The 18,662-nt window shown below is 68.9% G+C and carries 29 protein-coding genes; 26 read left to right on the top strand and 3 right to left on the bottom strand.

Annotated features, from left to right (window positions below; genetic code table 11):
- The first annotated feature begins 2 nt into the window (after positions 1 to 2).
- From rplC to J4H92_RS10495, 23 genes are all read left to right on the top strand, one after another.
- Complete coding sequence (rplC, locus tag J4H92_RS10385; protein ID WP_208098119.1) at positions 3 to 659, top strand: 50S ribosomal protein L3; 657 nt, start codon at positions 3 to 5, stop codon at positions 657 to 659.
- Between the two features lie 3 nt (positions 660 to 662).
- Positions 663 to 1,343 carry a 50S ribosomal protein L4 gene (gene rplD, locus J4H92_RS10390; RefSeq protein ID WP_208098120.1) on the top strand — a complete coding sequence of 227 codons (681 nt, stop codon included), beginning with the start codon at positions 663 to 665 and terminating at the stop codon, positions 1,341 to 1,343.
- On the top strand, positions 1,340 to 1,639 hold the full coding sequence (rplW, locus tag J4H92_RS10395) for a 50S ribosomal protein L23 (RefSeq protein ID WP_208098121.1): 300 nt from the start codon (positions 1,340 to 1,342) through the stop codon (positions 1,637 to 1,639). The genes rplD and rplW overlap by 4 nt, the downstream gene beginning before the upstream one ends.
- A 22-nt stretch (positions 1,640 to 1,661) precedes the next feature.
- Positions 1,662 to 2,498: a 50S ribosomal protein L2 gene (rplB, locus tag J4H92_RS10400; protein ID WP_208098122.1), complete on the top strand. Its 837-nt coding sequence runs from the start codon at positions 1,662 to 1,664 to the stop codon at positions 2,496 to 2,498.
- 21 nt (positions 2,499 to 2,519) lie between these two features.
- Entirely contained in the window at positions 2,520 to 2,801 is a 282-nt protein-coding gene (rpsS, locus tag J4H92_RS10405; protein WP_208098123.1) for a 30S ribosomal protein S19, read from the top strand.
- Positions 2,802 to 2,827: 26 nt separating this feature from the next.
- Positions 2,828 to 3,208 carry a 50S ribosomal protein L22 gene (rplV, locus tag J4H92_RS10410; protein ID WP_208098124.1) on the top strand — a complete coding sequence of 127 codons (381 nt, stop codon included), beginning with the start codon at positions 2,828 to 2,830 and terminating at the stop codon, positions 3,206 to 3,208.
- A gap of 2 nt (positions 3,209 to 3,210) precedes the next feature.
- Positions 3,211 to 3,969: a 30S ribosomal protein S3 gene (gene rpsC / locus J4H92_RS10415; protein WP_208098125.1), complete on the top strand. Its 759-nt coding sequence runs from the start codon at positions 3,211 to 3,213 to the stop codon at positions 3,967 to 3,969.
- Between the two features lie 3 nt (positions 3,970 to 3,972).
- Entirely contained in the window at positions 3,973 to 4,392 is a 420-nt protein-coding gene (gene rplP, locus J4H92_RS10420; protein WP_208098126.1) for a 50S ribosomal protein L16, read from the top strand.
- Positions 4,392 to 4,700 carry a 50S ribosomal protein L29 gene (gene rpmC, locus J4H92_RS10425; protein WP_208098127.1) on the top strand — a complete coding sequence of 103 codons (309 nt, stop codon included), beginning with the start codon at positions 4,392 to 4,394 and terminating at the stop codon, positions 4,698 to 4,700. Before rplP ends, rpmC begins: the two co-directional genes overlap by 1 nt.
- Positions 4,701 to 4,702: 2 nt before the next feature.
- Positions 4,703 to 4,981, top strand: coding sequence for a 30S ribosomal protein S17 (gene rpsQ, locus J4H92_RS10430; protein WP_208098128.1), 279 nt, complete (start codon positions 4,703 to 4,705; stop codon positions 4,979 to 4,981).
- A 29-nt stretch (positions 4,982 to 5,010) separates the two neighbouring features.
- Positions 5,011 to 5,379 carry a 50S ribosomal protein L14 gene (gene rplN, locus J4H92_RS10435; RefSeq protein WP_208098129.1) on the top strand — a complete coding sequence of 123 codons (369 nt, stop codon included), beginning with the start codon at positions 5,011 to 5,013 and terminating at the stop codon, positions 5,377 to 5,379.
- A 4-nt stretch (positions 5,380 to 5,383) separates the two neighbouring features.
- The gene (gene rplX / locus J4H92_RS10440; RefSeq protein ID WP_208098130.1) at positions 5,384 to 5,746 is read left to right on the top strand and encodes a 50S ribosomal protein L24; all 363 of its coding nucleotides are present in this window, start codon (positions 5,384 to 5,386) and stop codon (positions 5,744 to 5,746) included.
- Positions 5,746 to 6,333 (top strand): 50S ribosomal protein L5, encoded by a 588-nt coding sequence (gene rplE / locus J4H92_RS10445; RefSeq protein WP_279550462.1) that lies wholly within the window; start codon positions 5,746 to 5,748, stop codon positions 6,331 to 6,333. The genes rplX and rplE overlap by 1 nt, the downstream gene beginning before the upstream one ends.
- Positions 6,334 to 6,426: 93 nt before the next feature.
- Complete coding sequence (gene rpsH, locus J4H92_RS10450) at positions 6,427 to 6,825, top strand: 30S ribosomal protein S8 (RefSeq protein ID WP_208098131.1); 399 nt, start codon at positions 6,427 to 6,429, stop codon at positions 6,823 to 6,825.
- Positions 6,826 to 6,831: 6 nt separating this feature from the next.
- Positions 6,832 to 7,368 carry a 50S ribosomal protein L6 gene (gene rplF, locus J4H92_RS10455; RefSeq protein ID WP_208098132.1) on the top strand — a complete coding sequence of 179 codons (537 nt, stop codon included), beginning with the start codon at positions 6,832 to 6,834 and terminating at the stop codon, positions 7,366 to 7,368.
- A 2-nt stretch (positions 7,369 to 7,370) separates the two neighbouring features.
- A complete protein-coding gene (gene rplR / locus J4H92_RS10460; RefSeq protein ID WP_208098133.1) occupies positions 7,371 to 7,745 on the top strand; it encodes a 50S ribosomal protein L18 in 375 nt (124 codons plus the stop codon).
- 14 nt (positions 7,746 to 7,759) lie between these two features.
- The gene (gene rpsE, locus J4H92_RS10465; RefSeq protein WP_208098220.1) at positions 7,760 to 8,482 is read left to right on the top strand and encodes a 30S ribosomal protein S5; all 723 of its coding nucleotides are present in this window, start codon (positions 7,760 to 7,762) and stop codon (positions 8,480 to 8,482) included.
- Entirely contained in the window at positions 8,482 to 8,676 is a 195-nt protein-coding gene (gene rpmD / locus J4H92_RS10470) for a 50S ribosomal protein L30 (protein WP_208098134.1), read from the top strand. The genes rpsE and rpmD overlap by 1 nt, the downstream gene beginning before the upstream one ends.
- Complete coding sequence (gene rplO / locus J4H92_RS10475; RefSeq protein ID WP_208098135.1) at positions 8,673 to 9,137, top strand: 50S ribosomal protein L15; 465 nt, start codon at positions 8,673 to 8,675, stop codon at positions 9,135 to 9,137. Before rpmD ends, rplO begins: the two co-directional genes overlap by 4 nt.
- Positions 9,138 to 9,297: 160 nt before the next feature.
- Entirely contained in the window at positions 9,298 to 10,617 is a 1,320-nt protein-coding gene (secY, locus tag J4H92_RS10480; protein WP_208098136.1) for a preprotein translocase subunit SecY, read from the top strand.
- Positions 10,614 to 11,207 (top strand): adenylate kinase, encoded by a 594-nt coding sequence (locus J4H92_RS10485; protein ID WP_208098137.1) that lies wholly within the window; start codon positions 10,614 to 10,616, stop codon positions 11,205 to 11,207. The genes secY and J4H92_RS10485 overlap by 4 nt, the downstream gene beginning before the upstream one ends.
- A gap of 28 nt (positions 11,208 to 11,235) precedes the next feature.
- Positions 11,236 to 12,075 carry a type I methionyl aminopeptidase gene (gene map, locus J4H92_RS10490; RefSeq protein WP_341783069.1) on the top strand — a complete coding sequence of 280 codons (840 nt, stop codon included), beginning with the start codon at positions 11,236 to 11,238 and terminating at the stop codon, positions 12,073 to 12,075.
- Positions 12,076 to 12,296: 221 nt separating this feature from the next.
- Positions 12,297 to 12,734: a pyridoxamine 5'-phosphate oxidase family protein gene (locus J4H92_RS10495; protein WP_208098138.1), complete on the top strand. Its 438-nt coding sequence runs from the start codon at positions 12,297 to 12,299 to the stop codon at positions 12,732 to 12,734.
- A gap of 173 nt (positions 12,735 to 12,907) precedes the next feature.
- On the opposite strand, the gene J4H92_RS10500 is transcribed toward J4H92_RS10495, so the two are convergent.
- Positions 12,908 to 13,111, bottom strand: coding sequence for a hypothetical protein (locus J4H92_RS10500; protein ID WP_208098139.1), 204 nt, complete (start codon positions 13,109 to 13,111; stop codon positions 12,908 to 12,910).
- Positions 13,112 to 13,244: 133 nt separating this feature from the next.
- Between J4H92_RS10500 and J4H92_RS10505 the strand changes: the two genes are divergently transcribed.
- The 3 genes from J4H92_RS10505 to J4H92_RS10515 all read left to right on the top strand — a co-directional run bounded on the left by J4H92_RS10505 (position 13,245) and on the right by J4H92_RS10515 (position 16,896).
- Positions 13,245 to 13,448: a cold-shock protein gene (locus tag J4H92_RS10505; RefSeq protein ID WP_208098140.1), complete on the top strand. Its 204-nt coding sequence runs from the start codon at positions 13,245 to 13,247 to the stop codon at positions 13,446 to 13,448.
- 146 nt (positions 13,449 to 13,594) lie between these two features.
- Complete coding sequence (locus tag J4H92_RS10510) at positions 13,595 to 14,317, top strand: HAD-IA family hydrolase (RefSeq protein ID WP_208098141.1); 723 nt, start codon at positions 13,595 to 13,597, stop codon at positions 14,315 to 14,317.
- Positions 14,314 to 16,896, top strand: coding sequence for a glycoside hydrolase family 65 protein (locus J4H92_RS10515; RefSeq protein ID WP_208098142.1), 2,583 nt, complete (start codon positions 14,314 to 14,316; stop codon positions 16,894 to 16,896). Before J4H92_RS10510 ends, J4H92_RS10515 begins: the two co-directional genes overlap by 4 nt.
- A gap of 82 nt (positions 16,897 to 16,978) precedes the next feature.
- On the opposite strand, the gene ppgK is transcribed toward J4H92_RS10515, so the two are convergent.
- Positions 16,979 to 17,758 carry a polyphosphate--glucose phosphotransferase gene (gene ppgK, locus J4H92_RS10520; RefSeq protein ID WP_208098143.1) on the bottom strand — a complete coding sequence of 260 codons (780 nt, stop codon included), beginning with the start codon at positions 17,756 to 17,758 and terminating at the stop codon, positions 16,979 to 16,981.
- Between the two features lie 66 nt (positions 17,759 to 17,824).
- Positions 17,825 to 18,478, bottom strand: coding sequence for a GntR family transcriptional regulator (locus J4H92_RS10525; protein WP_208098144.1), 654 nt, complete (start codon positions 18,476 to 18,478; stop codon positions 17,825 to 17,827).
- Positions 18,479 to 18,662: the final 184 nt, after the last annotated feature.

Raw genomic sequence — 18,662 nt, forward strand, 5'->3', positions numbered from 1 at the left:
CGATGTCGAAGAACGAACGCAACGTCAAGGGTCTCTTGGGCACCAAGCTCGGCATGACCCAGGTCTGGGACGAGAACGGCAAGGTCGTCCCCGTCACCGTGATCGAGGTGGCCCCCAACGTCGTCACCCAGATCCGCACCGCCGAGACGGACGGCTACAGCGCCGTCCAGATCGCGGCCGGCTCGATCGACCCCCGCAAGGTGAACCAGCCCACCGCCGGTCACTTCGCGAAGGCGGGCGTCACCCCGCGCCGCCACCTCACCGAGGTCCGCACCGCCGACGCCCAGGGCTATGAGCTGGGCCAGGAGCTCACCGTCGACAGCACCTTCGAGGCCGGTCAGAAGGTCGACGTCGTGGGCACCTCGAAGGGCAAGGGCTTCGCCGGCACGATGAAGCGCCACAACTTCAAGGGCGTCTCCGCCTCGCACGGCGCGCACCGCAACCACCGCAAGCCCGGCTCGGTCGGCGGCGCCGCCACGCCCGGTCGCGTGTTCAAGGGCCAGCGCATGGCCGGCCGCATGGGCAACGACCGCGTGACCGTGCAGAACCTGGTCATCCAGGCCATCGACGCCGAGAAGGGTCTGCTGCTCGTCAAGGGCGCCGTCCCCGGCGGCCGCGGCCGTCTCGTATTCGTCCGCAACGCTGTGAAGGGGGCGTAGCCCATGGCAACCGCAACCAAGCCCGAGGTCGGGGCGCTCGACGTCACCGACGCCAAGGGGAAGAAGGTCGGCAGCGTCGAGCTGCCCGCCGAGCTCTTCGCCGCCGAGACCAATGTGCCGCTCATCCACCAGGTGGTCACGGCGCAGCTCGCCGCCGCCCGCCAGGGCACGCACAAGACCAAGACCCGCGGCGAGGTCAGCGGCTCCGGCGTGAAGCCCTTCAAGCAGAAGGGCACGGGCCGAGCCCGTCAGGGATCGATCCGTCAGCCCGAGCACCGCGGCGGCGGGATCGTCCACGGCCCGGTGCCGCGCGACTACTCGCAGCGCACGCCGAAGAAGATGATCGCCGCGGCTCTGCGCGGACTCCTCTCGGACCGTGTGCGCGGCGACCGCGTGCACGTGATCGACTCCTTCGGCATCGACGACAAGCCCAGCACGAAGGCCGCCCGCGAGATCCTGAGGAGCCTCGCCCCGGGCAACCGCGTGCTCGTCGTGCTCGACCGCGAGGACGAGGTCAGCCTCCTCAGCCTGCGCAACCTGCAGAAGGTGCACGTGCTGTTCCAGGACCAGCTGAACGCCTACGACGTGGTCGTCAGCGACGACCTCGTGTTCACCAAGGACGCCTTCGACGCCTTCGTCGCCGATCGCGCAGCCGCCGACGCCGCGAAGGAGGGCGCCAAGTGAGCCTGAACAAGGACGCGCACGACGTCATCATCCGCCCCATCGTCTCCGAGAAGAGCTACACCCGTATCGATACGAACGGGCAGTACACCTTCGAGGTGCAGCCCACGGCCAACAAGACCGAGATCAAGCTCGCCATCGAGCAGATCTTCGGCGTGAAGGTCGCCAAGGTCAACACGCTCAACCTCAAGGGCAAGACGCGCCGCACCCGTGCCGGGATCGGCAAGCGCAAGGACACCAAGCGCGCCATCGTCACCCTGCGCGAGGGCACCATCGACATCTTCACGGCTGCGCTGTAGCTCGAAGCGAAGAGGAACCATCATGGCTATTCGTAAGTACAAGCCGACGACCCCGGGTCGTCGCGGTTCGAGCGTCGCGGACTTCGCGGAGATCACGCGCTCGACCCCCGAGAAGTCGCTGCTGCGGCCCCTGCCCAAGACCGGCGGTCGCAACAACCAGGGCCGGATCACCACGCGCCACATCGGCGGCGGGCACAAGCGCCAGTACCGCGTGATCGACTTCCGTCGTCACGACAAGGACGGCGTGAACGCACGGGTCGCCCACATCGAGTACGATCCCAACCGCACCGCGAGGATCGCCCTCCTCCACTACGTGGACGGCACCAAGCGGTACATCATCGCCCCGAACAAGCTCAAGCAGGGCGACATCGTGGAGTCCGGCGCCGGCGCCGACATCAAGCCCGGCAACAACCTGCCGTTGCGCAACATCCCCACCGGTACCGTGATCCACGCCATCGAGCTGAAGCCCGGCGGCGGCGCGAAGCTCGCGCGTTCCGCCGGCGCCTCGGTGCGGCTCGTCGCGAAGGACGGCCCCTACGCCCAGCTGCGCCTGCCCTCGGGCGAGATCCGCAACGTCGACCTGCGCTGCCGCGCGACGGTCGGCGAGGTGGGCAACGCCGAGCAGTCGAACATCAACTGGGGCAAGGCCGGCCGCATGCGCTGGAAGGGCGTCCGCCCGACCGTCCGCGGCGTGGTGATGAACCCGGTCGACCACCCGCACGGCGGTGGCGAGGGCCGCACCTCTGGCGGCCGTCACCCGGTCAGCCCGTGGGGCCAGAAGGAAGGCCGCACGCGGAAGCCGAACAAGGAAAGCGACAAGCTCATCGTCCGTCGTCGACAGACCGGCAAGAAGCGATAGCAGGCGGGTAAGGAGAAGAAGATGCCACGGAGTCTCAAGAAGGGCCCCTTCGTCGACAACCACCTGCTGAGCAAGGTGGTCGCGCAGAACGAGGCCGGAACCAAGAACGTGATCAAGACCTGGTCGCGCCGTTCGATGATCATCCCCGCGATGCTGGGGCACACGATCGCGGTGCACGACGGTCGCAAGCACATCCCGGTGTTCGTCACCGAGACGATGGTCGGTCACAAGCTGGGCGAGTTCGCCCCCACCCGCACCTTCCGCGGGCATGTGAAGGACGACAAGAAGGGCCGCCGCCGCTGACGCGGAGGCGTGAAGGAGGAAGAGAAATGGTGGAGTCGATCGCACGCGTGCGTCACATCCGCGTCACCCCCCAGAAGGCCCGTCGTATCGTCGACCTGATCCGGGGCAAGAACGCCCAGGAGGCGCTGGCCATCCTGAAGTTCGCCCCGCAGTCCGCGTCGGAGCCGGTCTACAAGCTGGTCGCGTCCGCCATCGCGAACGCCCGGGTCAAGGCCGACAACGAGAACCTGCGCCTCAACGAGGACGAGCTCGTGATCGCTCGCGCGTTCGTCGACGAGGGCGCCACGCTCAAGCGGTTCCGCCCCCGGGCGCAGGGCCGGGCGTTCCGCATCAACAAGCGCACGAGCCACATCACGATCGTCCTGCAGACCGCGGACGAGCTCGCGGCTGCGAAGAAGGGAGCCTAGGTATGGGCCAGAAGATTCATCCCTACGGTTTCCGCCTCGGGATCACCACGGACCACGTCTCGCGCTGGTTCTCCGATTCGACGAAGCCCGGTCAGCGCTACGCCGACTACCTCGCCGAGGACATCCGGATCCGCGAGCACCTCACCGAGTCCCTCGACCGCGCCGGAGTGAGCCGCATCGAGATCGAGCGCACCCGTGATCGCGTGCGGGTGGACATCCACTCGGCGCGACCCGGCATCGTGATCGGTCGCCGCGGAGCCGAGGCCGAGCGCATCCGCGCCGATCTCGAGAAGCTCACCGGCAAGCAGATCCAGCTCAACATCCTCGAGGTGAAGAACCCCGAGGCCGACGCGCAGCTCGTGGCTCAGGGCATCGCCGAGCAGCTCGCCGCGCGCGTGGCCTTCCGCCGCGCGATGCGCAAGGGCCTGCAGGGCGCCCAGCGCGCCGGCGCCAAGGGCGTCCGGATCCAGGTGTCCGGCCGCCTCGGCGGCGCCGAGATGAGCCGCTCGGAGTTCTACCGCGAGGGTCGTGTGCCGCTGCACACGCTGCGCGCGAACATCGACTACGGCTTCTACGAGGCCAAGACCACCTTCGGCCGGATCGGCGTGAAGGTCTGGATCTACAAGGGCGATCTCACCAACAAGGAACTCGCACGCGAGCAGGCGGCCCAGAAGCCGTCGCGCGATCGCGGCGACCGCCGCCGGGGCCCCCGTGGCGCCCAGGCCGAGGCTGCGCCCGCCGCAGCAGGAGCGGAGAAGTAAGTCATGCTGATTCCCCGTCGAGTCAAGCACCGCAAGCAGCACCACCCCGGCCGCAGCGGCCAGGCGAAGGGCGGCACCAAGGTCACCTTCGGTGACTTCGGCATCCAGGCCCTCACCCCCGCCTACGTGACGAACCGTCAGATCGAGTCCGCTCGTATCGCGATGACCCGTCACATCAAGCGCGGAGGAAAGGTGTGGATCAACATCTACCCCGACCGTCCCCTCACGAAGAAGCCCGCCGAGACCCGCATGGGCTCGGGCAAGGGGTCCCCCGAGTGGTGGGTGGCGAACGTCAAGCCGGGTCGCGTGATGTTCGAGGTCGCCGGCGTGGACGAGGAGCTCGCGCGCGAGGCCCTCACCCGCGCCATCCACAAACTGCCGCTGAAGGCCCGTATTGTCAAGCGTGAGGAGGGCGACGCGTAATGGTGATCGGAAGCAAGGATCTGGCCATCACTGAACTCGATGCGTTCGAGAACGAGCGACTGGCCGAGGAGCTCAAGAAGGCCAAGGCCGAGTTGTTCAACCTGCGGTTCCAGGCGGCCACCGGCCAGCTGGAGAGCCACGGGCGCGTGCGCCAGGTGAAGCGCGACATCGCGCGGATCTACACGGTGCTGCGCGAGCGCGAGCTCGGCATCCGGGCGACCCCGGCCGCCGCGCCGGCCGCCCCCGCCAAGAAGAGCAAGAAGAAGACCGAGTCGGCTGACGCCGCAGGCGAGACGAAGGAGGACTGACCATGGCTGAGACCCAGGTCGAGACCGAGCAGCGCGGTTACCGCAAGGCGCGCCGCGGCTACGTCGTCAGCGACAAGATGGACAAGACCATCGTCGTCGAGGTCGAGGACCGCGTGAAGCACCCCCTCTACGGCAAGGTGCTCCGCCGCTCGTCGAAGGTGAAGGCCCACGACGAGCAGAACACGGCCGGCACCGGCGATCTCGTCCTCATCCACGAGACCCGTCCCCTCAGCGCCACCAAGCGCTGGCGCCTGGTCGAGATCCTCGAGAAGGCGAAGTAGGCCTCAGCCTACGGAAGAAGGAGTAGCAAGTGATTCAGCAGGAATCGCGACTCAAGGTGGCCGACAACAGCGGCGCCAAGGAGTTGCTCACGATTCGCGTGCTCGGGGGCTCGAGGCGTCGCTACGCGGGGCTCGGCGACACCATCGTCGCGACCGTCAAGGACGCGATCCCGGGCGGCAACGTCAAGAAGGGCGACATCGTCAAGGCGGTCGTCGTCCGCACCCGCAAGGCGAGCCGTCGCGCAGACGGTTCCTACATCAGTTTCGATGAGAACGCCGCCGTCATCCTGAAGGCGGACGGGGAGCCCCGCGGCACCCGTATCTTCGGCCCGGTCGGCCGCGAGCTCCGCGACAAGCGGTTCATGAAGATCGTCTCGCTCGCACCGGAGGTGATCTAGTCCCATGGGCGCCAAGATCAAGAAGGGTGACCTCGTCGAGGTCATCTCCGGCCCCTCGCAGGAGCGGGGCGGCTACAAGGGCAAGCAGGGCCACGTCATCGACGTGCTCGCCGAGAGCGACCGCGTCGTGGTCGAGGGCGTGAACTACGTCACGAAGCACGTCCGACAGGGCCAGTCCTCGCGGGGCACCAAGGAGGGCGGGATCGAGACGCACGAGGCGCCGATCCACGTCTCCAACGTGGCCGTGGTCGACCCCGAGACCGGCAAGCCGACGAGAGTCGGGTTCCGCGTCGAAGAGGTCGAGCGGGACGGCAAGAAGAAGACCGTTCGCGTGCGCTACGCGAAGAAGTCCGGGAAGGATCTCTGATGGCTGAAGCAGCAGTCAAGGAAGAGGCGGCGACGCAGAAGCAGCTGCCGCGTCTCAAGCAGAAGTACCGCGAGGAGATCCTGCCGGCGCTCCGCGAGGAGTTCGGCTTCCAGAACGTCCACCAGGTTCCCGGCCTCGTCAAGGTGGTCGTGAACACGGGCGTCGGCGACGCCGCCCGTGACAGCAAGGTGATCGAGGGCGCGATCAACGACCTCACCCTCATCACCGGCCAGAAGCCGATGGTGACGAAGGCCCGCAAGTCCATCGCGCAGTTCAAACTGCGCGAGGGGCAGGCGATCGGGGCGCACGTCACGCTGCGCGGCGACCGCGCCTGGGAGTTCCTGGACCGCCTGATCTCGCTCGCGCTGCCCCGCATCCGCGACTTCCGCGGCCTCTCCCCGAAGCAGTTCGACGGCAACGGCAACTACACCTTCGGCCTCACGGAGCAGAGCGTGTTCCACGAGATCGATCAGGATAAGATCGACCGGGTGCGCGGCTTCGACATCACCGTCGTCACCACCGCGAAGACCGACGACGAGGGCCGCGCGCTGCTCCGGCAGCTCGGCTTCCCGTTCAAGGCAGAGTAATCACCAACCCCAGCGGGCCGCACGGCCCGCGCATCACCCAGGTCGCCGGTCGTGCACCGGCCAGGCGATACCAGGCGAGAAAGTAGAGTCACTATGACGATGACCGATCCGGTCGCAGACCTGTTGACCAGGTTGCGGAACGCGAACTCCGCGCATCACGACGACGTTTCGATCCCCGGCTCCAAGCTGAAGGAACGGATCGCCGAGATCCTCAAGCGCGAGGGCTACATCACCGATTGGAAGGTCGAGGACGCCCGCGTGGGCACCACCCTGACCCTGTCGCTGAAGTACGGCCCGAACCGCGAGCGCTCCATCGAAGGCATCAAGCGGGTCTCGAAGCCCGGCCTTCGCGTGTACGCGCGCTCCACCGAGATCCCGAGCGTGCTCGGCGGGCTCGGAATCGCCATCCTGTCCACCTCCTCGGGTCTTCTCACCGACCGCGAGGCCGAGCAGAAGGGCGTGGGCGGCGAAGTGCTCGCCTACGTGTGGTAGCCAGTCATGTCACGTATCGGTAAACTCCCCATCACCGTTCCCGGTGGTGTCGACGTCAAGATCGACGGCCAGCAGGTCTCGGTCAAGGGCCCGAAGGGCGAGCTGACGCTCGTCGTCGCCGAGCCCATCCGCGTCGCTCTCGAGGAGGGACAGGTGCAGGTCACCCGTCCCGACGACGAGCGCGACTCCCGGGCGCTGCACGGCCTCACGCGCACGCTCATCAACAACAACATCATCGGCGTGACCCAGGGGTACTCCAAGGACCTCGAGGTCGTCGGCACCGGATACCGCGTGCAGCAGAAGGGCAACGGCCTCGAGCTCGCGCTCGGCTTCTCGCATCCGGTGCAGTTCCAGGCGCCGGAAGGCATCACGCTCGCGGTCGAGGGCGCCAACAAGATCACCGTCAGCGGCATCTCCAAGCAGGCCGTCGGCGAGGCGGCCGCCAACATCCGCAAGCTGAAGAAGCCCGAACCCTACAAGGGCAAGGGCATCCGTTACGCGGGCGAGGTCGTTCGTCGCAAGGCTGGAAAGGCTGGTAAGTAACCATGGCCGCACAAGTTTCCCGTGCAAAGGGGCGCTCGGCTGCGCGCATCCGTCGCCACGCCCGCCTGCGCAAGAAGATCGTCGGCACCGAGGTGCGTCCGCGCCTCGTCGTGACCCGCTCCGCCCGTCACGTGTTCGTCCAGGTCATCGACGATGCGAAGGGCTACACCCTGGCATCGGCCTCGACCATGGAGCCCGACCTGCGCGTGTTCGACGGCGACAAGACCGCGAAGGCCCGCCGAGTCGGCGAGCTGGTCGCGGCGCGCGCCAAGGACGCGGGCATCGAGGCCGTGGTCTTCGACCGCGGCGGCAGCAAGTACGCCGGCCGTGTCGCCGCCATCGCGGATGGCGCCCGCGAAGGGGGGCTGACCCTGTGAGCACCGAGAATTCTGTGAATGACGAGACGAAGGGGCAGGACGTGACTGCTGCTCAGGCCGAGACCCAGGCCGCCGAGGCGCCCGCCCAGGGGGCCGGCCAGGCCTCCGATCACCGCGGCGAGCCGCGCGAGGCCCGGCGGGGGAGCCGCGACCGCGGAACCCGTGGTGAGCGCGGCGGACGCGATCGCAACGAGAGCCAGTTCCTCGAGCGCGTGGTGACCATCAACCGCGTGTCGAAGGTCGTCAAGGGCGGCCGCCGCTTCAGCTTCACCGCGCTGGTCGTGGTGGGCGACGGCAACGGCACCGTCGGAGTCGGCTACGGTAAGGCCAAGGAGGTGCCCCTCGCGATCTCGAAGGGCGTCGAGGAGGCGAAGAAGAACTTCTTCCGCGTGCCTCGCGTGGGCAGCACCATCCCGCACCCGGTGCAGGGCGAGGCCGCAGCCGGTGTGGTCCTGCTGCGCCCCGCCGCAGCGGGAACCGGCGTGATCGCAGGAGGCCCGGTTCGCGCCGTGCTCGAGTGCGCCGGCATCCACGACGTGCTGAGCAAGTCGCTCGGATCGTCGAACACCCTGAACATCGTGCACGCGACCGTCGAGGCGCTGCAGCAGCTCGAGGAGCCCCGCTCCGTCGCTGCTCGGCGCGGACTCGACTTCGACCGCGTCGCTCCGGCCCGCATCGTGCGCGCCGAGGCGAAGGCCGCGGCCGACGCGGCGGCCAAGGCAAAGGCGGGAGCGTAATGGCCAAGAAGAAGAGCCTGCAGATTACGCAGACGAAGTCGGTTATCAGCGAGAAGCAGAACCAGCGCGACACCCTGCGCAGCCTGGGCCTCCGCAAGATCGGTCAGACGGTCGTGCGGGAGGACAGCCCGGCGAATCGCGGGTACGTGCGCGCGGTGGCTCACCTGGTGAGGGTTGAGGAGATCGAGGCATGAGCGAGAAGAAGCAGGAAGAGCGCGAGCAGGTGCTGAAGGCCCACCATCTGCGCCCCGCCCCGGGAGCGAAGAAGGCCAAGACCCGGGTGGGCCGCGGCGAGGCCTCCAAGGGCAAGACCGCGGGTCGCGGTACCAAGGGCACCAAGGCCAGGTACCAGGTGCGGGCCGGCTTCGAGGGCGGGCAGATGCCGTTGCACATGCGCACCCCGAAGCTGCGCGGGTTCAAGAACCCGTTCCGCACCGAGTACCAGGTGGTCAACGTGGCCAAGCTGGCCGAGCTGTACCCCTCCGGCGGGGAGGTCACGGTCGACGATCTGGTCGCCAAGGGCGCCGTCCGGGCCAACCGGCCCGTCAAGGTGCTCGGCGACGGCGATCTGAGCGTCAAGCTCGTCGTGAACGTCGACAAGGTCTCGGGCTCGGCCGAGCAGAAGATCGTCGCCGCGGGCGGCGAGATCAAGTAATCGCACCGGTCGAGGCGCATCCGTGACGGCGGGTTCGAGGGGGCCGGGAGGATTCGCAGCGGATCTTCCCGGCCTCGTTCATCTCAGCGTCGTCGTGGGAGTGTAGGCTGGTGCATTGGCCGCGCAAGCGGCCCCATAGACGGTTATCAGGAGGCACGATTTGTTCAGCGCCATCGGACGGATCTTCAAGACCCCCGATCTCCGGCGGAAGATTCTCTTCACGCTCGCGATCGTGGCACTGTTCCGGATCGGGTCGTTCGTGCCCGCGCCGTTCGTGAACTTCGACAACGTGCAGTCGTGTCTGGTCGCGCAGGAGGACGCCTCCGGCCTCTACCAGATGATCAACATGTTCAGCGGCGGAGCGCTCCTGCAGCTGTCGATCTTCGCCCTGGGCATCATGCCCTACATCACCGCGTCGATCATCACGCAGCTCCTGCGCGTCGTGATCCCGCACTTCGAGGCCCTCCACAAGGAGGGGCAGACCGGTCAGGCGAAGATCACCCAGTACACCCGCTATCTCACGATCGCGCTGGCGGTGCTGCAGTCGACCACGCTCATCACCGTGGCGCGTTCGGGCATGCTGTTCGGCACGACCGCGAACGAGGCCTGCCAGAATCTCGTGTCCCAGGAGTGGTGGGCGATCGTCATCATGATCCTCACCCTGACCGCGGGCACCGGTCTCATCATGTGGTTCGGCGAGCTCATCACCGAGCGCGGCATCGGCAACGGCATGTCGCTGCTGATCTTCGTCTCGATCGCCGCGCAGTTCCCCGCCGCGCTGTGGACCATCCAGGTGCAGAACGGCTGGGAGGTCTTCCTGCTCGTCATCGGCGTGGGTCTGCTCATCGTCGCCGCGGTGGTCTTCGTCGAGCAGTCGCAGCGTCGAGTGCCGGTGCAGTACGCCAAGCGAGTCGTCGGGCGCCGCACCTACGGCGGCAGCAGCACCTACATCCCGATCAAGGTCAACATGGCCGGCGTGATCCCGGTGATCTTCGCCTCGGCGATCCTCTACCTGCCGATGCTGCTCGTGCAGTTCAACCAGCCGCAGATCGGCGAGGAGCCGCAGGAGTGGCTGGTCTGGATCCAGAACAACCTCATGCAGGGCGACCAGCCGCTGTACATGCTGGTGTTCTTCCTGCTGACGGTCGGCTTCACCTTCTTCTACGTGCAGATCACCTTCAACCCCGAAGAGGTCGCCGACAACATGAAGAAGTACGGCGGCTTCATCCCGGGCATCCGCGCGGGTCGCCCGACCGCCGAGTACCTCAACTACGTGCTGAACCGGGTCACGAGCGCCGGATCGCTCTACCTGGGCCTGATCGCGCTCATCCCCTTCATCGCGCTCGCGTTCTTCAACGCCAACCAGAACTTCCCGTTCGGCGGGGCTTCGATCCTCATCATCGTGGGCGTCGGCCTGGAGACGGTGAAGCAGATCGACGCGCAGCTCCAGCAGCGCCACTATGAAGGGCTCCTCAAGTGACCGAATCCCGTCAGACCCGGCTCCTCATCGTCGGCCCTCCCGGGGCGGGCAAGGGCACCCAGGCCGCGCGTATCGTCGAGCGCTACGAGGTGCCCTGGATCTCCACCGGCGACATCTTCCGCGCGAACATCAAGGCCGGCACGCAGCTCGGCCAGCGGGTGTCGCAGCTGATCGAGGCCGGGAAGCTCGTCCCGGACGAGCTGACCAACGAGATCGTGGCCGATCGTCTCCGCCGCGACGACGTGGAGCACGGATTCCTGCTCGACGGCTACCCCCGCACCGTCGACCAGGCGCACGCCCTCGACGGGGTGCTGCAGGCCGACGCCCGCGCACTCGACGCCGTGGTGCTGCTCGAGGTGGACACCGATTCCGTCGTGTCGCGCCTGCTGAAGCGCGCCGAGACCGAGGGACGGGTCGACGACACGGAAGCGGTCATCCGGCACCGCCAAGAGGTGTACGCCGAGCAGACCGCGCCGCTGGTCGAGCTGTTCGAAACCCGCGGCATCCTCATCCGGGTCGACGGGCTCGGCTCGGTCGACGACGTCACGGAGCGGATCTTCTCCGCCCTCGAAGAGAAGCTCGCCGCATAGCCCGGCCGCCCGCGAGAACCGAGTTCGTGTGAGTCGTAGGCTGCTGCGCCGGTCCATCTACAAGTCCCCGGCACAATTGCGCCTGATGCGCGATCCCGGACTCGCTGCGGTGGACGCCCTCTCCGCGATGGCCGCCGCCGTCGGGCCCGGGATCACCACGCTCGAACTGGATGCGATCGCCGAACAGGCGATCCGCGAGGCCGGCGGTGAGCCGAACTTCATGCTCGAGCCCGGCTACCGTCACACCATCTGCGCGAACGTCAACGAGCGGGTGGTGCACGCGATCCCAGACGGGCATCCCCTCGAACCCGGGGACATCGTCTCGCTCGACGTGGGCGCCGTGATCGGCGGCTGGCACAGCGACACCGCCATCACGGTGACGCTGCCCGATCCCGCGCGTCCGGAGCGCACCGAGGCGATCGAGCGGCTCAGCCACGTCACCGAGCAGGCGATGTGGCGGGGGATCGCCAGGCTCGCGACCGCGTCCCACCTGAACGAGGTGGGCGAGGCGGTGGCGGGCTATGTCCGCGCGGAGAGCGACTACGGGATCCTCGAGGACTACATCGGGCACGGCATCGGCCGGCGGATGCACGAGAGCCCGCCGGTCTTCAACGTGCCGGTGGCGCAGCGCGGTCCGGAGGTGCGGCCCGGCCTCGTTGTCGCGATCGAACCGATCATCTCCGCCGGCGGCATCGACACGGTCGTCGAGTCGGACGACTGGACCGTGCGGATGGCGGACGACTCGCTGAGCGCCCAGTGGGAGCACTCCGTGGCGGTGCACGCCGACGGCATCTGGGTGCTCACCGCTCCCGACGGGGGAGCGGCGGGCCTCGCGCCCCTCGGCGTGACTCCGGTGCCCATTCCCTGACTTTCGCGGCTCGGGGGTCGGGGTCGGGGTCTCCGGTTTCATCCCTTCGGCGCGTCTTCGCGGTGTGGCCAGGCAGCGTGCCACACCGCTCAGCCGCTCATGTGACAGAACCGGAGACCCCGTCCCCGCCCCCGCCTCCGGGCGCCAGTTGTGCGTTGGCGGCCGGTTTTCCCCGGGGAATTCCCATTGGCCGCGCGGCGCCGGAGTGGGAGAATGAAGACATGAACGACTACAGCGACCCGGTGACCGTGCTCGATGATGCCGCCTGCTGGAAGCTGCTCGGCTCGCTCACCGTCGGACGCGTGGTCACCCGCGTCGGAGAGGTCGTCGACATCTTCCCGGTGAACTACGTCACCGACGAGAAGTCGATCGTGCTGCGGACCGCGGAGGGGAGCAAGTACGCCGAGATGATCATCGGCGAGGAGGTGCTCTTCGAGGTGGACGCCTACACCGATACCGAGGCGTGGAGCGTGGTCGTGCGCGGGAGGGCCCGCCGGATCGAGACGGAGGCCGAGATCGCCGCGGCCGAGGCGCTTCCGCTCAGGCCGCTCGTGCCCACGCTGAAACGCAATTTCGTGCGCATCGAGGCCGTCTCGGTCTCGGGGCGTCAGTTCGAACTCGGCGAGGAGCCGCCGAGGGACGGAGTCCAGCCCTACTGAGCGGCGCCTCCCGCCGAGCGGCGGGATCGGAGCAGCGGCCGCCCATCCGATGCGGCGTGCTCCAGGCGAGTTCATGGCGTCCGCCTCGGCGGCGCAGGAACCGCGCCCGCCCCCGGCCAGCGCGCTCCCCGCGAGCGAACAGTGCGTGTCGGAGCGGCGAGCTGTGCACGCGGTCATGGCGTGGAGCGCCGGAATGCGATAGTCTGAACGTGCTGTGCCGCAATCGCCGTGCCCAGCCACCATCTGCTCCACCGGCCGACGATGCCCTGCTCCACCTGAAAGAACCGGTTTCTCATCTCTTTCTTCGCATCAGCTTCCGGGTCGCTCCATTCGGCCCCCGGTGCTCCAGCCGTTCCGGCGCGCGTCATCCAGCGCACGGAGACGATCCTCTGCGCGGGTCCGCCCTCGGCCACGGCCGAGCGGCCCGCTCGCAGCAACGCTCCGCGGCGACGCCGTCGTCGCGGTTTCACGGATCACAGCCGTGGTCCCAGACACAGAAGGAATGACGTCATGGCCACTGGCATCGTCAAATGGTTCAATTCGGATAAGGGTTACGGGTTCATCGCCCCCGACGACGGCTCGGCGGACGTGTTCGCGCACTACCGCGCGATCGTCGGCACCGGACGCCGCGATCTCGAGGAGAACCAGCGCGTGGAGTTCGACACCGAGCAGGGCGACAAGGGCCTGCAGGCGACCAACATCCGCTCGATCTGAGGATCTGAGCGGGACCGACCCGGGACGGCGACTTCGGTCGCGGTCCCGGGTCTTCCCGTCTCCGCCCTGATAGGGTTTTCTTGTTCCAGGACCCGTCGGCGCGGGTCGCTGGTGCGGCCGCAGAACGAGCGAGTGGAGGCGCCTCCGTGATCGACCGCTACGATGCCTATCTCTTCGACCTCGACGGCGTGCTGACCCCCACGGTGGAGTTGCACCGACGGGCCTGGCAGGAGACCTTCGACCGGTTCTTCGCTCGCGTCGGGCAGGAGCCCTACCGCGAGAGCGACTACTTCGACTGGCTCGACGGCAGACCGCGCTTCGCCGGCGTGGCGGCTCTGCTCGCCTCGCGGGGCCTGGAGCTGCCGGAGGGACCGGAGAGCGAGTCGGACTCCGACTCGCTCGACGATCCCCGCACGATCCGAGCGCTCGGGGATCGCAAGAACCGGGCCTTCACCGAGGTGCTCGAACGCGACGGCATCGACCCCTACCCCGGCTCGATCGAGTTGCTCGATCGCCTCGAGCGGATCGGCCGACCGCTCGCGGTCGTGTCGAGCTCCAAGAACGCCGAGGCGGTCCTCCGCGCCGCCGGACTCCGCGACCGCTTCGTAGCGGTCGTCGACGGCGTGGTCGCCGAGGAGGAGGGGCTGCCGGGCAAGCCCGCTCCCGACACCTATCTGCGGGCCGCCGAACTGCTGGGGGCGGCCCCGGGGGCCTCCGTCGTATTCGAGGACGCCGTATCCGGTGTGGCCGCGGGCCGCGCGGGCGGCTTCGGGCTGGTGGTCGGCGTCGACCGCGGTGCGGGCGCGGAGGCGCTCGCGGAGGCGGGCGCCCAGGTCGTCGTGGCTGATCTCCGGGAGCTGGCGCGATGAGCGCGGATGAGTTCGAGGGCCTCGCCCACGAGTCGGCGCGCGACTTCGCTCATGAGTCGGCGCGCGACTTCGGCGACGACCCCTGGCGCATCGTGGTGGACGGCATCGACCCGGCCCGCGCCGGCCAGGACGAGACCGTCTTCGCGCTCGGCAACGGCTATCTGGGGATGCGCGGCAACCACGAGGAGGGGCTGCCGCTCGGCAGCCACGGCACCTTCGTGAACGGCCTGCACGAGACCTGGCGGATCCGCCATGCGGAGCACGCGTACGGCTTCGCCGAGCACGGCCAGACCATCGTGAACGCGCCGGACGCCAAGAGCATCCGGATCTACGTCGACGACGAGCGCCTGAACCTCTCGTCCTCCGACATCCTCGAGGTGCGCCGCACGCTCGATCTGCGGGCGGGGACGCTCTCGCGCACGCTCCTGTGGCTCACGCCCACGGGCAAGCGCGTGCGGGTCGAGACCCGGCGCATGGTGTCGTTCGCCTCCCGGCACATGGCGACGATCGAGATGCGGATCACGCTGCTCGACGCCGACGCCGATCTCACCGTCGGCAGCCTCATCATGAACCGTCAGGATCTCGGCCGGGTGGAGAACGGGAACTCCCTCCCCGCGGAGCGCGTGGTGGACCCCCGCAAGAGCGAGGAACTGGGCGGGCGCACCCTGGAGGCGGGCCCCGTGCTGCACGAGGGCGGCCGCAGCGTCCTGAGCTTCCGGGTGAAGAACTCCGGGATGACGCTGGGCGTGGGCGTCGACCACGAGTTCGACGGCGGCGGCACCTCGTGGCGCAGCCGCGTCGAGACCTCTGCGGACCGCGTGCGCCATCTCTTCCAGGGCGTCGCCACGCGGGGCCGCACGGTGCGACTGGTGAAGACCGTCGCATACCACGCCTCCGACACGGCCACGCTCTCCGAGGTGCTGGACCGCTGCGTGCACACGCTCGAGAAGGTCGGCGCGGAGCCCGAAGGCGAGCGCTGGGAGGCGCAGCGCCGCTTTCTCGACGGCTTCTGGGAGCGCAGCGACGTCGAGGTCGACGCGGAGCCCGGGGTGCAGCAGGCGATCCGCTGGAATCTCTTCCAGCTCGCCCAGGCCGCGGCCCGCGCCGACGGGCACGGCATCGCCGCGAAGGGCCTCACGGGCTCGGGGTACAGCGGGCACTACTTCTGGGACTCGGAGATCTACATGCTCCCGTTCCTCACCTACACGACCCCGCTCTGGGCGAGGAACGCGCTGCGCTCGCGGCAGCACATGCTGCCGAAGGCGCGGTCGCGGGCGGTGATGCTGAACGAGGACGGCGCGCTCTTCCCCTGGCGCACGATCAACGGCGAGGAGGCGAGCGCCTACTACGCGGCGGGCACCGCGGCCTACCACATCAACGCCGACATCACCTTCGCGATCGCCCGCTACGTCTGGGCCTCGGGCGATCGCGAGTACCTGCTGACGGGCGCCTGCGACGTCGTGGTCGAGACCGCGCGGCTCTGGAGCAGCCTGGGCTTCTGGGGCTCGGGCCTCGACGGCGAGCAGCGGTTCCACATCCACGGCGTGACCGGGCCGGACGAGTACACGACCGTCGTGAACGACAACCTCTTCACCAACGTGATGGCGAGGTTCAACCTGAGCTACGCGGCGGAGATGGTGCGCTCCATCGAGACGGCGGAGCCCGAGGCGTATGCGGCGCTGCGCGAACGGCTGGCACTCGAACCGGCCGAGATCGAGGCCTGGGAGCGCGCTGCGGCGGGTATGCACGTGCCCTACTCGGAGCGGATGGGGATCCACCCGCAGGATGCGCACTTCCTGGAGCGCGAGCTCTGGGATCTCGCCGCGACGCCGCCCGAGCAGAAGCCGCTGCTGATGCACTTCCACCCGCTCGTGATCTACCGCTTCCAGGTGCTCAAGCAGGCGGACGTGGTGCTCGCCCTGCTGCTCGCGAGCGACGAGTTCAGCCGCGATGAGAAGCGCCGCGATTTCGAGTACTACGATGCGCTGACGACCGGGGACTCGACGCTCTCCGCCGTCGTGCAGTCGATCATCGCGGCCGAGGTGGGGTATCGCGAGCTCTCCTACCGCTACTTCGACCACGCCCTGCACGTGGATCTCGCGGATCTGCACCGGAACTCCGCGGACGGCGTGCACGTCGCGTCGGCGGGAGGCGTCTGGATGACCCTCGTGCAGGGCTTCGCGGGCATGCGGGACTCCGGACGCCGGCTCAGCTTCGATCCCCGGCTTCCGGCGCACTGGGGAAGCCTCGCGTTCCCGCTCGAGTGGCGGGGGAGCAGGATCGGCGTGCGGCTCGAACGGGAGTCCATCCGCTTCGAACTGCTCGAGGGCGACGAGCCGGTGACGGTACGCGTGCGCGGCACGGAGATCGAGATCGGGCCGGGGCGGCCGAGCACGGTGCCGCTCGCGGACCAGGGGCCGGAGCTCGGGGAGTTCCGCGGGCTCTCGGCGGGGATCCTGCCGAGGGACGGCGAGGCGAGCGGAGGGCTCGAGCCGGTCACCGAAGTGCCCGTGCTCACCGGCCCCGTGCCGGTCAGCACGGGGCCCGTCCCCACGCTGCCGCCGACGGACCGGGGGTGATGGTCGGACTCGGGCGCGCTTCGGGCCGAGTCCGCGGCTCGGGAGGATCCTCTGCCCGAGAGCATCAGCCCGAGCTGTGAACTCAGCCCGAAGCGCGGCCGGCGAGCCAGGCGGCGCCCACGATGCCGGCGTTGTTCCGGAAATGAGCCGGGACCACGGGCGCCGAGACGCCGGGGAACGGAAGATACCGGTCCGCGTCCTTGCTGATGCTGCCGCCGAGCACGAAACGATCCGGGTTGAGCAGCAGCTCGAGGTGCGCGACATAGCGCGCCGCGCGAGCGGCCCACTCCGGGAGAGCGATGTCCTCCCGTTCGATCGCCTTGGCCGAGGCGTACCGTTCGATATCGGGGTGGCCGTCGAGTTCGAGGTGCCCGAGTTCGAAGTTCGGCACGAGCGCACCGTCCATGACGAACGCGGTGCCGATCCCGGTGCCGAAGGTGAGGACCATCGTGGTGCCGGGAAGGTCCTTCGCCGCGCCGAGGGCCGTCTCGGCGAGACCCGCGGCGTCGGCGTCGTTCACCACCGCGCAGGGCGCGCCCGTCGTCTCGGAGAGGAGCGCGCGGGCGTCGGCGCCGATCCAGCTCGCGTCGACGTTCGCGGCCGTGCGCATGACGCCGTCGCGCAGGACCCCCGGCAGCGCCACGCCGACCGGGACCGGCCCGGACGGCATGACGGGACCGCCCAGCTCCTCCCGGATCGCCGCCACCATCGCGCCGACCTCACGGGCGATGTCGCCGGGCCGGCCCCCCGTGGGCGTGAGGACCTTGTGCCGCCGGGTGATCGCCGCGCCGCTCGCCGGATCGATGGCGGAGCCCTTGATCCCGGTCCCGCCGACGTCGATGCCGATCGCCGCTCGTGTCATGCCGCCCAGCCTATCCGGCCCCGCCCGGGCCGCTCCAGCGGGCGGGGGATCTCCCCGCGGCCGAGCTCAGACCGACTCCGGTTGCCGCGTCATGACCTCCAGCTGGAAATCGCGGGCCCGCGCCATGTGGGTCATCATGCGCTCCCTTGCGAGGACCGGGTCCCGTTCGAGGACCGCCTGCAGGATGGATTCGTGCTCCGCCTGCGAGTCGTCGTCGCCGGCGATGGTGACGTCCCAGGGGCGGCTGTGCAGCCGGATCAGGGTCTCCGCACGTTCGATGAAGCCGATGATGGCGTCGTTGTGGGAGGCGCGGTGCAGCGCGCGATGCCAGTCGAGGTGGATCTCCGCCTTGCGGGCGTGATCCGTCTGAGCCGCCGCGCTCTCCAGCAGCCGGGACATCTGCGTGCGCTCGAGCTCGGTCGCGCGCTCGGCGGCGCCCTCCGCCGCCGCCGCCTCGAGCGCTCGCCGCACGTCGAAGTAGTCCAGGATCTCCTGCAGGGTGCGCTCCCTGACGCGGTAGCCCCGTCGCTCCCGGCGGAGCAGGCCGTCCTTCTCCAGCATCGTCAACGCCTCCCGGATGGGCGTCCGGGAAGTGCCGAGCTCGGTCGTGAGGGCGCTCTCGTACAGGCGCTGCTCGGCGTCGATCGCCCCGCTGAGGATGCCCTCGCGCAGCGTGCGGTAGTGGGACAGCGCGGCCGTCTCGGTGCTACCGTCTCTCATCGAACCCTCCCACTCTCGCCGTCTCCTCGACCCCGTGCCGGAGCACGGGTCTCCGCCGTGCTGCGCGGTCGGGGACGAGGAGCCGCACATCGCTGTGCCGAGGCGCCGTCGGCGACCGCGGCGTCGCGCGCATGAACGTCATCGGTATCCTATCCGCGTCGTGCTCCGAGGGGCTTCACAGAGC

Source organism: Leucobacter weissii, from assembly GCF_017565745.1.
GTDB classification, from domain to species: Bacteria; Actinomycetota; Actinomycetes; order Actinomycetales; family Microbacteriaceae; genus Leucobacter; species Leucobacter weissii.

Bases quoted from the DNA above. Each gene is read 5' to 3' on its own strand.
- rplX (WP_208098130.1), top strand. From the start codon at position 5,384: ATGGGCGCCAAGATCAAGAAGGGTGACCTCGTCGAGGTCATCTCCGGC.
- rplO (WP_208098135.1), top strand. From the start codon at position 8,673: ATGAGCGAGAAGAAGCAGGAAGAGCGCGAGCAGGTGCTGAAGGCCCAC.
- J4H92_RS10515 (WP_208098142.1), top strand. From the start codon at position 14,314: ATGAGCGCGGATGAGTTCGAGGGCCTCGCCCACGAGTCGGCGCGCGAC.
- rplP (WP_208098126.1), top strand. From the start codon at position 3,973: ATGCTGATTCCCCGTCGAGTCAAGCACCGCAAGCAGCACCACCCCGGC.
- rplE (WP_279550462.1), top strand. From the start codon at position 5,746: ATGGCTGAAGCAGCAGTCAAGGAAGAGGCGGCGACGCAGAAGCAGCTG.
- rpsC (WP_208098125.1), top strand. From the start codon at position 3,211: ATGGGCCAGAAGATTCATCCCTACGGTTTCCGCCTCGGGATCACCACG.
- rplV (WP_208098124.1), top strand. From the start codon at position 2,828: ATGGTGGAGTCGATCGCACGCGTGCGTCACATCCGCGTCACCCCCCAG.
- J4H92_RS10505 (WP_208098140.1), top strand. From the start codon at position 13,245: ATGGCCACTGGCATCGTCAAATGGTTCAATTCGGATAAGGGTTACGGG.
- rplB (WP_208098122.1), top strand. From the start codon at position 1,662: ATGGCTATTCGTAAGTACAAGCCGACGACCCCGGGTCGTCGCGGTTCG.
- rplF (WP_208098132.1), top strand. From the start codon at position 6,832: ATGTCACGTATCGGTAAACTCCCCATCACCGTTCCCGGTGGTGTCGAC.
- rpmC (WP_208098127.1), top strand. From the start codon at position 4,392: ATGGTGATCGGAAGCAAGGATCTGGCCATCACTGAACTCGATGCGTTC.
- ppgK (WP_208098143.1), bottom strand. From the start codon at position 17,758: ATGACACGAGCGGCGATCGGCATCGACGTCGGCGGGACCGGGATCAAG.
- rplD (WP_208098120.1), top strand. From the start codon at position 663: ATGGCAACCGCAACCAAGCCCGAGGTCGGGGCGCTCGACGTCACCGAC.
- rpsH (WP_208098131.1), top strand. From the start codon at position 6,427: ATGACGATGACCGATCCGGTCGCAGACCTGTTGACCAGGTTGCGGAAC.
- rpsQ (WP_208098128.1), top strand. From the start codon at position 4,703: ATGGCTGAGACCCAGGTCGAGACCGAGCAGCGCGGTTACCGCAAGGCG.
- J4H92_RS10495 (WP_208098138.1), top strand. From the start codon at position 12,297: ATGAACGACTACAGCGACCCGGTGACCGTGCTCGATGATGCCGCCTGC.
- rplR (WP_208098133.1), top strand. From the start codon at position 7,371: ATGGCCGCACAAGTTTCCCGTGCAAAGGGGCGCTCGGCTGCGCGCATC.
- rplC (WP_208098119.1), top strand. From the start codon at position 3: ATGTCGAAGAACGAACGCAACGTCAAGGGTCTCTTGGGCACCAAGCTC.
- J4H92_RS10525 (WP_208098144.1), bottom strand. From the start codon at position 18,478: ATGAGAGACGGTAGCACCGAGACGGCCGCGCTGTCCCACTACCGCACG.
- rpsS (WP_208098123.1), top strand. From the start codon at position 2,520: ATGCCACGGAGTCTCAAGAAGGGCCCCTTCGTCGACAACCACCTGCTG.
- rpmD (WP_208098134.1), top strand. From the start codon at position 8,482: ATGGCCAAGAAGAAGAGCCTGCAGATTACGCAGACGAAGTCGGTTATC.